The organism is Yoonia sp. (assembly GCF_046498525.1).
Classification (GTDB): domain Bacteria; phylum Pseudomonadota; class Alphaproteobacteria; order Rhodobacterales; family Rhodobacteraceae; genus Yoonia.
Genome location: NZ_JAWOAN010000233.1, coordinates 1 through 11,279 on the forward strand (window position 1 = coordinate 1; position 11,279 = coordinate 11,279).

General features: G+C 55.1%; 13 protein-coding genes and 2 pseudogenes. 5 read left to right on the forward strand and 10 right to left on the reverse strand.

Going from position 1 to position 11,279, the window contains the following annotated elements; genetic code table 11:
* A pseudogene (locus R6T97_RS14170) lies at positions 1-414 on the forward strand (alpha/beta hydrolase); the annotation flags it as partial.
* A 70-nt stretch (positions 415-484) separates the two neighbouring features.
* Here the strand turns inward: R6T97_RS14170 and R6T97_RS14175 are convergent.
* From R6T97_RS14175 to R6T97_RS14185, 3 genes are all read right to left on the reverse strand, one after another.
* The gene (locus R6T97_RS14175) at positions 485-1,558 is read right to left on the reverse strand and encodes a 5-(carboxyamino)imidazole ribonucleotide synthase (protein ID WP_410349945.1); all 1,074 of its coding nucleotides are present in this window, start codon (positions 1,556-1,558) and stop codon (positions 485-487) included.
* Positions 1,551-2,039, reverse strand: a complete 489-nt coding sequence (gene purE, locus R6T97_RS14180) for a 5-(carboxyamino)imidazole ribonucleotide mutase (protein WP_410349946.1) — start codon at positions 2,037-2,039, stop codon at positions 1,551-1,553. Before purE ends, R6T97_RS14175 begins: the two co-directional genes overlap by 8 nt.
* A gap of 76 nt (positions 2,040-2,115) precedes the next feature.
* Positions 2,116-2,334 carry a YdcH family protein gene (locus tag R6T97_RS14185; protein WP_410349957.1) on the reverse strand — a complete coding sequence of 73 codons (219 nt, stop codon included), beginning with the start codon at positions 2,332-2,334 and terminating at the stop codon, positions 2,116-2,118.
* 166 nt (positions 2,335-2,500) lie between these two features.
* On the opposite strand from R6T97_RS14185, the gene R6T97_RS14190 reads away from it, so the two are divergent.
* Both R6T97_RS14190 and R6T97_RS14195 read left to right on the forward strand, forming a co-directional pair.
* Positions 2,501-2,914, forward strand: coding sequence for an Hsp20 family protein (locus R6T97_RS14190; protein ID WP_410349947.1), 414 nt, complete (start codon positions 2,501-2,503; stop codon positions 2,912-2,914).
* 3 nt (positions 2,915-2,917) lie between these two features.
* Positions 2,918-3,142: a DUF1150 family protein gene (locus R6T97_RS14195; protein ID WP_410349948.1), complete on the forward strand. Its 225-nt coding sequence runs from the start codon at positions 2,918-2,920 to the stop codon at positions 3,140-3,142.
* Between the two features lie 26 nt (positions 3,143-3,168).
* Here R6T97_RS14195 and R6T97_RS14200 read toward each other — a convergent pair whose 3' ends face one another.
* The gene (locus R6T97_RS14200) at positions 3,169-4,878 is read right to left on the reverse strand and encodes a bifunctional sulfate adenylyltransferase/adenylylsulfate kinase (RefSeq protein ID WP_410349949.1); all 1,710 of its coding nucleotides are present in this window, start codon (positions 4,876-4,878) and stop codon (positions 3,169-3,171) included.
* Positions 4,879-5,104: 226 nt separating this feature from the next.
* Positions 5,105-6,073 carry a thioredoxin-disulfide reductase gene (gene trxB / locus R6T97_RS14205; protein WP_410349950.1) on the reverse strand — a complete coding sequence of 323 codons (969 nt, stop codon included), beginning with the start codon at positions 6,071-6,073 and terminating at the stop codon, positions 5,105-5,107.
* Between the two features lie 166 nt (positions 6,074-6,239).
* Between trxB and R6T97_RS14210 the strand changes: the two genes are divergently transcribed.
* Positions 6,240-6,740 carry an Lrp/AsnC family transcriptional regulator gene (locus tag R6T97_RS14210; protein ID WP_410349951.1) on the forward strand — a complete coding sequence of 167 codons (501 nt, stop codon included), beginning with the start codon at positions 6,240-6,242 and terminating at the stop codon, positions 6,738-6,740.
* A 144-nt stretch (positions 6,741-6,884) separates the two neighbouring features.
* On the opposite strand, the gene ccoP is transcribed toward R6T97_RS14210, so the two are convergent.
* The 5 genes and pseudogenes from ccoP to R6T97_RS14235 all read right to left on the reverse strand — a co-directional run bounded on the left by ccoP (position 6,885) and on the right by R6T97_RS14235 (position 10,545).
* Positions 6,885-7,757, reverse strand: a complete 873-nt coding sequence (gene ccoP / locus R6T97_RS14215; protein ID WP_410349952.1) for a cytochrome-c oxidase, cbb3-type subunit III — start codon at positions 7,755-7,757, stop codon at positions 6,885-6,887.
* A complete protein-coding gene (locus R6T97_RS14220) occupies positions 7,754-7,945 on the reverse strand; it encodes a cbb3-type cytochrome c oxidase subunit 3 (protein ID WP_410349953.1) in 192 nt (63 codons plus the stop codon). The genes ccoP and R6T97_RS14220 overlap by 4 nt, the downstream gene beginning before the upstream one ends.
* A gap of 12 nt (positions 7,946-7,957) precedes the next feature.
* Positions 7,958-8,719, reverse strand: a complete 762-nt coding sequence (ccoO, locus tag R6T97_RS14225) for a cytochrome-c oxidase, cbb3-type subunit II (RefSeq protein WP_410349954.1) — start codon at positions 8,717-8,719, stop codon at positions 7,958-7,960.
* A 13-nt stretch (positions 8,720-8,732) separates the two neighbouring features.
* Positions 8,733-9,803 (reverse strand): annotated as a pseudogene (ccoN, locus tag R6T97_RS14230) (cytochrome-c oxidase, cbb3-type subunit I); the annotation flags it as partial.
* Positions 9,804-9,885: 82 nt separating this feature from the next.
* Positions 9,886-10,545, reverse strand: coding sequence for a thymidine phosphorylase (locus R6T97_RS14235; RefSeq protein ID WP_410349955.1), 660 nt, complete (start codon positions 10,543-10,545; stop codon positions 9,886-9,888).
* Positions 10,546-10,664: 119 nt separating this feature from the next.
* Here R6T97_RS14235 and R6T97_RS14240 point away from each other — a divergent pair.
* On the forward strand, positions 10,665-11,279 hold a 615-nt coding region (locus R6T97_RS14240; RefSeq protein WP_410349956.1), incomplete at its 3' end, for an NAD(P)-dependent oxidoreductase.

The window sequence follows — 11,279 nt, forward strand, 5'->3', positions numbered from 1 at the left end:
CAGATGGGGCGCGTTGTCATGCTCGGACCGCCCAACGGAGGGTCGGAACTTGTCGATATCTTTGGTGATTTTGAACCCTTCCAATGGGTCAACGGACCGGCAGGACTGGAACTGGGCACGCAAAAGAATAGCCTGCCAAACACGTTGAAAAACCTGCCTTACGAGATCGGGATCATTGCAGGAAACCGGACACTGAACCCCGTCTATTCTGCCCTTATCGAGGGCCCCGATGATGGTAAGGTGTCCGTCGCATCAACCCGTCTGGAAGGGATGCGGGACCATCTGGTCTTACCTGTCACCCACACTTTCATGATGAACAACCCGCTGGTGATCGAAGAGGTTCTTACGTTTCTACGGGACGGTGTCTTTGATCGCAGTCTGAGCCTGACGGGAATTATATTCGGGACTGACTGATCTGCGTTCCTTACAGGAACTTGATGCCTCCGGCGGAGGTATTTGGAAACATAAGAAGGTGATGTTTGGGCTAGAAAGCAGGCCCTGTTACCCGATTGACGTGCCCCATCTTGCGTCCTGCCTTGACCTCGGCCTTGCCGTAGAGATGAATTGCCGCATCGGTTTCGGCAAGCGCAGGAACGCGATCAATATCGTCGCCAATCAGGTTTTCCATCACAACATCTGAGTGTCGCGTGCCAGCCCCGAGCGGCCAGCCTGCTACCGCGCGAATATGCTGTTCAAACTGGCAAATCGTGCAGCCATTCTGTGTCCAATGGCCCGAGTTATGTACGCGAGGGGCAATTTCGTTGACGATCAGGCCTTGTGGCGTCACGAAAAGCTCGACCCCCATCACACCCACATAATCCAGCGCATTCAGGATACGCGCAGCGATCAGCACGGCATCGGTTCTTTGGCTGGCTGTCAGCTTCGCGGGTACTGTTGTCGTGCGCAATATGCCTGACTCATGCAGGTTTTCGCCCGGGTCATAGCAGGCCACGTCACCGTTGGGGCCCCGTGCGCCGATGACGGAGACTTCATGGCTGAAGTTTACGAAGCCTTCCAGAATGGCGGGTGATCCGGACATATCGGCAAGGGCCTGATCGGCATCGGCAGGTGTCATGATCCGCGCTTGCCCTTTGCCATCATACCCCAAACGGCGGGTTTTCAAGATGGCGGGTGCCCCGATCGCTGCAAGAGCCACCTCAAGGTCACTCGCATTCAAGACATCTGCGAATGGCGCTGTGTGCAAGCCCAGTTCTTGCAAGAATGTCTTTTCAGTCAGACGATCCTGACTGGTGGCGAGTGCCCGCCGGCCCGGATGGATGGGGGCGAGCGTTTCGAGCAGATCAAGCGCGCTGGTCGGGATGTTCTCAAACTCGTAAGTGATGACATCGACGGCCTGACCAAACGCCCAGAGGGCGTCTGCATCCTCATAGCGGGCGGTCGTCACACGATGTGCCACATCCCCGGCTGGAGCATTTGCACCCGGTTCAAAGATGTGTGTTTTCAGACCAAGGCGGGCGGCAGCAACAGACAGCATCCGCCCCAACTGGCCGCCCCCCAAGATTCCGATCGTGGCCCCGACGGGCAAAGGCTTAGTCATCGCTTGGTTCATCCGGTATTGAGGCACTGAGCGCGCTGCGCCAATCGTCCAGACGCGCGGCAAGGCCAGGGTCTTGCAACGCAAGGATGCCAGCAGCCATCAAACCGCCGTTTTTGGCCCCTGCCGCCCCGATCGCCATCGTCGCGACAGGATAGCCGCGGGGCATCTGCAGGATCGAATAAAGACTGTCGACACCCGAAAGCGCGTTGGTTTGAACCGGCACACCAATCACTGGAACGCGTGTCTTCGACGCCATCATGCCGGGCAGATGCGCCGCACCACCCGCGCCTGCGATAATGACCTGCAGACCACGGTCAACGGCCGTTTTGCCATATTCCCAAAGCCGGTCAGGTGTGCGGTGGGCTGATACAATCTTGCTCTCATAGGTCACGTCCAGTTCATCCAGCACACCAGCAGCTTCGCGCATCGTGGGCCAGTCAGATTGGCTACCCATAATGATACCGACAAGGGGTTTGGTCATAATGCTGTCCCACCTTCAAAATGAAGCGGCACTATAGCCAAGCAAGGCCGCGCGGCAATGCCCAAGGCGCAGATAATCAAGCAATGATATCGGGTAAGATCCGGTCTTCGAGTTGGGCGATCCGGTCTTTCAAAGCGAGTTTCTGCTTCTTGAGCCGTTTGATCGTCAACATATCGGACGAACCACGCGTATGAAGAGCCTCGATTGCCTCGTCCAGATCGCGGTGTTCGCGGCGCAGCACCTCGAGCTTGACCCGAAGAACCTCGTCTTGTTCCATTTTGGCAGATGTGTTCATCGACAGGTAATCCAGATGCAGCATACTGCGTTATCCTACAACGTTAACCTGCCAAGAACCTAATACTTCCTCTTGATCAATGCGCCGTCCACACCCATATTTTCAATAACGGTCGCCGCTAACGGGGCCAAAACCTGACAGTCGCTTAAGAAAAAGGGCATGTCGTATGACAAAACTGGCTTTGGGGACGCATCCGTTCCTTTTGGGGTTCGAGCAGCTTGAACGGTTGGTTGAACGCACCGCGAAAAGCGGGAATGAGGGGTACCCCCCTTATAATATCGAACAGACCTCTCAGAATTCCTATCGTATTACGCTGGCTGTCGCAGGTTTTGCCGAAGACCATCTGGCGATTACGGTCGAAGACAGCGCGCTGGTGATCCGCGGTCGCCAGAGCGACGATAGCGAAGGCAGGGTGTTCCTGCATCGCGGCATCGCCGCCCGCCAGTTCCAGCGGTCATTCGTGCTTGCTGATGGTGTCGACGTCGGCGAGGCGGTCATGGAAAACGGATTGCTGCATGTCGACCTTACCCGCGCCGTCCCCGAGCGCGTTGTCCAAACTATCAACATCAAGAAAGGATAAGTTATGGATACCAAATTTGACCTCGAAAAACTGGGCCAGGATATCGTCTATGTGAAGCCTATCCTTGTCACGGAGCTTCCTGAAGAGATGCGTGACAAGGTCGGCGATCTGCAAGAGTTGTTTGCCGTCCACAATGCCGAAGGTGAACAACTGGCACTTGTCGCAGACCGGAAACTGGCCTTCCATTTGGCACGCGAAAACAATATGCATCCGGTGACAGTGCATTGATCAGGCAAGGTGGATCTTGATCCACCTTACGCCTTGATCAGCCCGAGGCTTTCCAGTTTCAAAATCACCTGATGCGCACAGTTATCAACCGGCACGCTTTCGGTTTCTAATCGCAGTTCCGGTTTTTCGGGCACATCATAGGGATCTGAAATCCCCGTGAATTCCTTGATCTTGCCTGCGCGCGCCAGCTTATACAGGCCCTTGCGGTCGCGGCGTTCGCATTCTTCGATAGAGGTTGCGACATGCACCTCGATGAATGCGCCAAACTGTTCCACATCTTCGCGCACGGCCCGACGGGTGGCTGCATAGGGCGCTATAGGCGCACAGATCGCAATGCCACCGTTCTTGGTGATCTCGGATGCGACATAGCCGATCCGCCGGATATTCAGATCGCGGTGCTCCTTGCTGAAGCCCAGTTCGGACGACAGGTTCTTGCGTACGATATCCCCGTCAAGCAGCGTCACGGGACGCCCGCCCATTTCCATCAGCTTGACCATCAGCGCGTTGGCCACAGTGGATTTGCCTGATCCCGAAAAGCCGGTGAAGAACACGGTGAACCCCTGCTCGGCCCGTGGCGGGCGCGTCTTGCGCAGTTCCTCGACCACGGCAGGAAAAGAGAACCATTCGGGGATTTCCAACCCTTCGGACAAGCGGCGACGCAGTTCAGTGCCTGAAATATTCAGGATCGTCACATCGTCCTTGTCGTGGATTTCGTCGGCGGGTTCGTACTGGGCGCGGTCTTGCACAAAGACCATGTGTTTGAAATCGACCATCTCGATGCCCATCTCGCCTTGATGCTCGCGGAACAGGTCTTGCGCGTCATAGGGGCCGTAGAAATCCACGCCTGCAGAATTCTTGCCCGGACCGGCATGGTCGCGACCAACGATGAAATGCGTGCAGCCATGGTTCTTGCGGATCAGACCGTGCCAGACCGCCTCTCGCGGGCCCGCCATTCGCATGGCAAGGTTCAACAGGGACATCGCCGTGGTGGAAGATGGGTATTGATCCAGTACCGCCTCGTAACAGCGCACGCGGGTAAAGTGATCGATATCCCCCGGTTTGGTCATACCCACGACAGGATGGATCAGCAGGTTGGCCTGCACCTCCTTCGCGGCGCGGAAGGTCAGTTCCTGATGGGCGCGATGCAGCGGGTTGCGGGTTTGGAAGGCGACGACTTTGCGCCAGCCAAGCTTGCGAAAATAAGCACGCAACTCGTTTGGTGTGTCTCGGCGCCCGCGAAAGTCGTAATGTACCGGTTGCTGGATACCTGTTACCGGACCACCCAGATAGACCGCACCGGCGGTATTGTGCAAGTAATTGACCGCAGGGTGCGCGCTATCATCGGCCCCAAAAACCTGCTTTGCTTCATAGGCCTTGTTGGGCTTCCATTTGTCGGTGACAGTCATCGTCGCCAAAATCACGCCTTCCTGATCACGCAATGCGATATCCTGACCAAGCTCCACGGTTTCGGCAAAACCTTCAGACATGTCCAACGTGATCGGCATTGGCCACAACCTGCCATCTGCAAGGCGCATCGTATCCACAACGCTTTCGTAGTCTGCCTGCGACAAAAACCCTTTGAGCGGGTTGAACCCACCATTCATCAGCAGTTCCAGATCACAAATCTGGCGTGGCGTCAGATCGTGGCTGGTCAGCTCTGCGGCCTCCAGCTTCATCTTCCGGGCGCTCTCGTAAGAGACGTAGAGTTCGGGGATCGGCGCCAGGTCCTGTGACATGTTTTTCTCAAATATGCAGCGGGTCAGTTGCGCAGGGGATAGACCTGACGCAACGGGATTGTCTAGCGATCAAAGGCAAAAAGACCATGGTTGTGCTTCTGCCCAACATCGTCGGTCGTCTGTGCTTTCTTGCAGACAATTCAGGAACGACAGCCCGCCAACGGGCCGCCAGACGAAACCTTACCTCCCGAAAGGACAGGGCATCATGTTATATTTACGCGTATGCTTACTCGGCAGCGACACCCGCCTCGATATCTTCCATCTCGGCGATGTATTTCTCGGCATCGAGTGCTGCCATGCAACCCATTCCAGCAGAGGTCACAGCCTGACGGTAAACATGATCTGTCAGGTCACCTGCGGCAAATACACCGGGAATTGCCGTCTTTGTCGTGCCGGGGGCAACCTTCACATAGCCGCCGTTGTGCGTCTCTAGCTGATCTTTGACCAGTTCGTTGGCCGGAGCATGACCGATTGCAACAAAGACACCCTTGGCCGGGATCTCAGTCAGTTCACCTGTCTTTGTGTTTTTCACGCGCACGCCTTCGACACCCAGCGGACTGTCCGCCCCATAGACTTCTTCGATCTCGTGGAACCAGAGCGTCTCGACCTTGGGGTTCTTGAAGAGGCGGTCCTGCAGAATCTTTTCTGCGCGCAACTCATTTCTGCGGTGTACCAAAGTGACCTTTGAGGCAAAATTGGTCAGAAACAGCGCCTCTTCCACGGCTGTGTTGCCACCGCCCACGACAATGATTTCCTGACCGCGATAAAAGAACCCATCGCAGGTCGCACAGGCGCTGACGCCGAATCCTTTGAACTTGTCTTCCGACGGCAGACCCAGCCATTTCGCGCGCGCACCGGTGCACAGGATCACGGCATCGGCCGTATAAACCGCACCGCTGTCACAGGTTGCCGTAAACGGTCGGTTCTGCAAATCCAGCGCCGTGACGATATCGCTCACGATCTCGCAGCCCATCGCCCGGGCGTGAGCTTCCATCCGCACCATCAGTTCGGGGCCCTGCACCTCGGTATCACCGGGCCAGTTTTCAACCTCGGTCGTTGTGGTCAGCTGGCCACCCGGCTCGATGCCCTGAATCAAGACCGGCTCCAGCATCGCGCGCGATGCATAGACGCCGGCGGTGTAGCCCGCCGGGCCTGAACCAATGATCAAAACCTTAATATGTCGCGTGTCGGTCATGGTAGCCTCATTTTCTTTATCTCACTTCGATATAGCGGGCCACGGGCGATGATAAAAGGCCAACAAGCAGCAGATTCTCTGCGATCATTTATTGCGGAGACTTGAAATAATCTTGCGCAACGCCCCACCCATGCGTAGTATTTGCAAAAATATCAGGGAATATCCGATGCCGGGAACCAAACTAGACGAAATCGACCGTATGATTCTGGCAGAGCTTCAGGCGGACGGTCGCATGACCAACGTCGAGTTGGCCAAACGGGTCGGAATCTCTGCACCGCCGTGCCTGCGCCGGGTGCGAACGCTGGAGGAACAGGGGTTTATTCAGGGTTATCACGCCGACGTCAATTCCCGCGAACTGGGTTTCGAGGTGCAGGTCTTTGCCATGGTGGGATTGGTCAGCCAGGCCGAGGCAGACCTCAGCGCCTTTGAAGGCCGCTGCCAGAGTTGGCCATTGGTACGCGAATGTCACATGCTGAATGGCGAGGTGGATTTCATCCTCAAATGCGTGGCACCTGACTTGCGGACATTTCAACGGTTCCTGACCGAAGAACTGACCAGCGCCGAAAATGTCGCTTCGGTGAAAACGTCACTGGTCATTCGCGGCGCCAAGGACGAACCGGGTGTGCCGTTCGATGTACTGGAGGCACGGCTCGCGCAACAGGCCTGATTGGTATCCAGCCTCGGGTTTGCTGAAAGTTTCTGCACCGGAAATCCTAGCGTAACAGAAAAGGGCGCCTGCTTTCGCAGACGCCCTTCCCTTCACTCGGCCCGCAGATCTATGCGCGAACAGATGATCCGGGACCCGTGATTCTTATTCTCCACCACCAAGTTGGTGGACATAGGCTGTCACGGCTTTAACCTCTGCTTCTGTCAAACGTGAACCCCACGGCGGCATGACGCCAAAGCGGGCATAGCGCACAGTCTCTTCCAGAGTTTCCAGATCACCACCGTAGAGCCAGATCGCATCGGCAAGGTTTGGCGCACCAAGATCACGGTTGCCCATGCCATTGTCACCATGACAGGCCGCGCAGTTGTCGAGGAACAATTCAGTTCCCGCCTCAGCCTGCGCCGCGTCATGCTCCTGACCAGAAATCAGCCGCACATACTGGACGACCTGATCCACCTCTTCATTGCTGAAGATATCGTCGTAGGCAATCATCTCGGAGTAACGCGCATCCCAGTCTTCTTCATTGCGGATGCCGTGACGCACAGTGTATTCGATGTTTTCAAAATCACCGCCCCACAGCCAATCATCATCCAGAAGGTTGGGGTAACCCGTGAAACCAGCCGCGCCAGAACCGTGGCACTGTGAACAGTTGTTGCGGAAAACCGCAGCACCCGCTGAACTCGCATAGCGCATCAGTTCCGGGTTTTCGTTCAAAACGTTGAGGTCGGCAGAGGCGAGTTGCGCCGAAATCTCGGCGTTGGCCTCTTCAAACTGGGCGATGTTTTGTGCCACTTCGGCACGTGTCGAATAGCCCAGCAAACCGGTCGTCGCCTTGCTGACCATGGGCCATGCCGGATAGGCGATCGTATAGGCTAGTGCCCAGATGATGGTAATATAGAAGGTCCACAGCCACCAGCGCGGCAAGGGGTTGTTGAGTTCCTTGATCCCGTCCCACGAATGACCCGTTGTGTCGGTGCCTGTGACTTCATCGATGTCTTTTTGATCATTGCTGCTCATGATTTCGGCTCCTCAGTCTGGGAAGAACCGGGGTGGTCCTCGTTACGAAAAGGGATGCTGGCGGATTCCTTGTGAACCTCACGACTGCCCGGACGCAGGGCCCAAAGAATGGCCCCCACGAACAGCGTGAACATCGCCAGAAGCATCCAGTTATCTGCCATTTGGGACAACAGGGAAGCGTTTTCCATTATCAGATCCTCCTAGCGGCTTGCATCTGGAGTAAAGGTCGAGAAGTCGACCGTTGTCCCCAGCATTTGCAGATAAGCGATCAAGGCGTCCATTTCGGACACGCCCGGTTCCCCATCAAAGTTGCGGATTTGTGCGCCTGGATAGCGTTCCAGCAGATCGTCGTAGGCATCAGTGTCAGGGTCGACCTGCGCCAAGACGTCCGCCGCGGCCACTGCGATCATTTCCTCGGTATATGGCACGCCGAGAAAGCTGTGGGTGGCCACAAGGTCGGCGGTATACTCTGCGTTGACCGGCACATCGAGCAGGTATGCATAGCCCGGCATGATCGATTCCGGCACGACCGAGCGTGGCGCGATCAGGTGATCAAGGTGCCATGCGTCAGAGTATTTTCCGCCCACGCGGGCAAGGTCCGGCCCCGTCCGCTTGGAGCCCCACTGGAACGGGTGGTCGTACATGGATTCCGCTGCCAGTGAGTAATGCCCATAGCGTTCGACCTCGTCCCGCATCGGGCGGATCATCTGGCTGTGGCACACATAGCAACCTTCGCGGACGTAGACATCGCGCCCCGCCAGTTCGAGCGGGGAATAGGGTCGCACCCCCTCTACCTCTTCAATCGTGTTTTCGAGCCAGAAGAGAGGTGCGATTTCCACGATCCCGCCCACAGTTACCACCAAGAGGGAGGAAACAAGTAGCAAGGTAGGGCTGCGTTCGAGGATCGCGTGTTTGGAAAGGAAACCTTTGGCTGGTCCGTCGTTTGGAGTTGTATCAGACATTTCTCAGCCCTCCTTATTCTGCTGGCACGCCAACCGGTGCATGGACTTTCGCCCCGCCACGGATGGTCATGAACATGTTCCAGACCATGATCAGTGCGCCTGAGAGGTACAGAACCCCGCCGAGGCCACGGACCACATACATCGGGAATTTCGCGGAAACGGTGTCGGCAAAGCTGTTCACAAGGAACCCGTTTGCATCGACTTCGCGCCACATCAGGCCTTCCATGATCCCTGTGACCCACATCGAGGCCGCGTAGAGGATGATGCCGATTGTAGCCAACCAGAAGTGCCAGTTGATCGCGGACATAGAATACATCTGCGCACGCCCCCAAAGTTTAGGTGTCAGGAAGTATAGCGCCGAGAATGTGATCATGCCGTTCCAGCCAAGTGCGCCGGAATGCACGTGACCGATGGTCCAGTCTGTGTAGTGTGACAGGCTGTTGACCGCACGGATCGACATCATCGGGCCTTCGAAGGTGGACATGCCGTAGAAGGCAAGGCTGATCACCATCATCCGGATGATCGGATCGGTGCGCAGCTTGTCCCATGCGCCTTGCAGCGTCATCAGGCCGTTGATCATGCCGCCCCAGCTGGGCATCCACAGGATGATCGAAAACACCATCCCAAGGGTCGAGGCCCAGTCAGGCAGGGCGGTGTAATGCAAGTGGTGCGGACCGGCCCAGATATAAAGGAACGTCAGCGCCCAGAAGTGCACGATGGACAGTTTATAGCTGTAAACCGGACGGCCTGCCTGTTTGGGCACGAAATAGTACATCATCCCAAGGAACCCCGAGGTCAGGAAGAACCCAACCGCGTTGTGGCCATACCACCACTGTGTCATCGCATCCTGCACGCCGGAAAACAGCTGCACGGATTTGCTGCCCCAGATCGACACGGGCACCGCCAGATTGTTGACGACATGCAGCATCGCGATGGTGACGATGAAGCTGAGCAGGAACCAGTTGGCGACATAGATGTGCTTTTCCCGGCGGGTAAAGATCGTGCCAAGAAAGACCAGCAGGAAACAGACCCAGACGATGGTCAGCCAGATGTCGATATACCATTCAGGTTCGGCGTATTCTTTGCATATCTCTATTATACCGGTGTCGAAACAACTCTTCCTTAACCAAATGATCCCGTGCCAGCATAACTCCCAGTTTGATTCTCTAAATGGCGTCCTGCTGGTTTTTCATAAAAGCTCCGGACCCAAATTTCACATCCAGAACGAGGGCATCAATCCCCTCAGCCAGCTTTTTACTCATAATACTGCCCGCAATAAGGGGTATAGACTCTACGGTGGCCGTGACATCCCTTAGTGCGTACAGTTTTTTATCGGCGGGAGCAATTTCGCTGGTCTGGCCCGCAAGTACCAGGTTCTGCTTTTCAAGGATTTCTTTATATCTCTCGAGTGATATGTCAACGGTAAAACCGGGAATCGATTCGAGTTTATCCAGTGTGCCTCCTGTATGGCCAAGGCCCCGGCCCGAAATCATGGGAACCGGAACGCCGCATGCTGCCACAATGGGCGCCAGTATCAGGGAGAGCTTATCGCCCACACCGCCGGTAGAGTGTTTATCTACCTTTAACCCTGGCACATGGCTCAGGTCCACAATGATGCCGCTGTGCAGCATTGAGCTCGTTAATGCTGCGGCCTCCTCAGTATTGAGTCCGTTCAGAAAAGCCGCCATCAAAAAAGCGCTCATCTGGTAGTCGGGAATATCGCCCTGTGTGTAGGAGTCAATCAGGTATGAGATCTCTTCACTGCTCAGTGATTCACTCTCCCTCTTTTTTCTGATGATGGAGACGGTATTAAACGATGATGACATGAAACGTTATTTCTAAAATTATTCATTACAGCTTGTGGTTGAAGATAATGAAAAGTGCACGTAACATGTTTGAACAGATCAGATGGGCTCCATCGTTTTTTTAAAATGAAACAGAGGCTATGAAGGTACTTGCAGATAAATATTTATATAAGCTCAGAGAATTGATTCCGGCAGATGCGGATCTTGAGCTATACGATCCTGATGATGGGTTTCCGGAAAATGCAAAACGTTATGACGCCCTGCTGATCAGAACCGTAACCAAAATTAATGAGCAAACACTGCCTGAACCCGGTAAACTGGCATTCATCGGATCGGCGACTGCGGGTTTTGACCATGTAGATGTTAATTACCTGAATGAGATGGGTGTTACTTTCGCACGATCGGAAGGATGTAACGCCAACGCCGTTGCCGAATATGTGATAACTGCCCTTTATAAATGGGCAGCTGAACGTGGTGTGGATCTGTCATCAAACAAAGTAGGAATTGTCGGGTGTGGAAATACGGGAGGACGAGTTGCCGGATACCTGAAGAAACTGGGTGTTCAAACCGTGCTTTATGATCCACCTAAAGCCAAAATTGACGACGATTTTGAATCATCTTCAGAAAAAGAACTTCTGGAATGTGATATTTTGACGTTTCATACCCCGCTTACAAACTCGAACAGCTATCCGACGGAGCATATGTGTAGTGAAGAGTGGTTAAAGCACGGTTTTTCTTTGATTGTGAATACGGCA

Coding starts and splice junctions, on each gene's coding strand:
- R6T97_RS14235 (WP_410349955.1), bottom strand. CDS start 10,545: ATGTCATCATCGTTTAATACCGTCTCCATCATCAGAAAAAAGAGGGAG.
- R6T97_RS14195 (WP_410349948.1), top strand. CDS start 2,918: ATGGATACCAAATTTGACCTCGAAAAACTGGGCCAGGATATCGTCTAT.
- ccoO (WP_410349954.1), bottom strand. CDS start 8,719: ATGTCTGATACAACTCCAAACGACGGACCAGCCAAAGGTTTCCTTTCC.
- ccoP (WP_410349952.1), bottom strand. CDS start 7,757: ATGAGCAGCAATGATCAAAAAGACATCGATGAAGTCACAGGCACCGAC.
- R6T97_RS14190 (WP_410349947.1), top strand. CDS start 2,501: ATGACAAAACTGGCTTTGGGGACGCATCCGTTCCTTTTGGGGTTCGAG.
- R6T97_RS14175 (WP_410349945.1), bottom strand. CDS start 1,558: ATGACTAAGCCTTTGCCCGTCGGGGCCACGATCGGAATCTTGGGGGGC.
- R6T97_RS14210 (WP_410349951.1), top strand. CDS start 6,240: ATGCCGGGAACCAAACTAGACGAAATCGACCGTATGATTCTGGCAGAG.
- purE (WP_410349946.1), bottom strand. CDS start 2,039: ATGACCAAACCCCTTGTCGGTATCATTATGGGTAGCCAATCTGACTGG.
- R6T97_RS14185 (WP_410349957.1), bottom strand. CDS start 2,334: ATGAACACATCTGCCAAAATGGAACAAGACGAGGTTCTTCGGGTCAAG.
- R6T97_RS14220 (WP_410349953.1), bottom strand. CDS start 7,945: ATGGAAAACGCTTCCCTGTTGTCCCAAATGGCAGATAACTGGATGCTT.
- R6T97_RS14200 (WP_410349949.1), bottom strand. CDS start 4,878: ATGTCACAGGACCTGGCGCCGATCCCCGAACTCTACGTCTCTTACGAG.
- trxB (WP_410349950.1), bottom strand. CDS start 6,073: ATGACCGACACGCGACATATTAAGGTTTTGATCATTGGTTCAGGCCCG.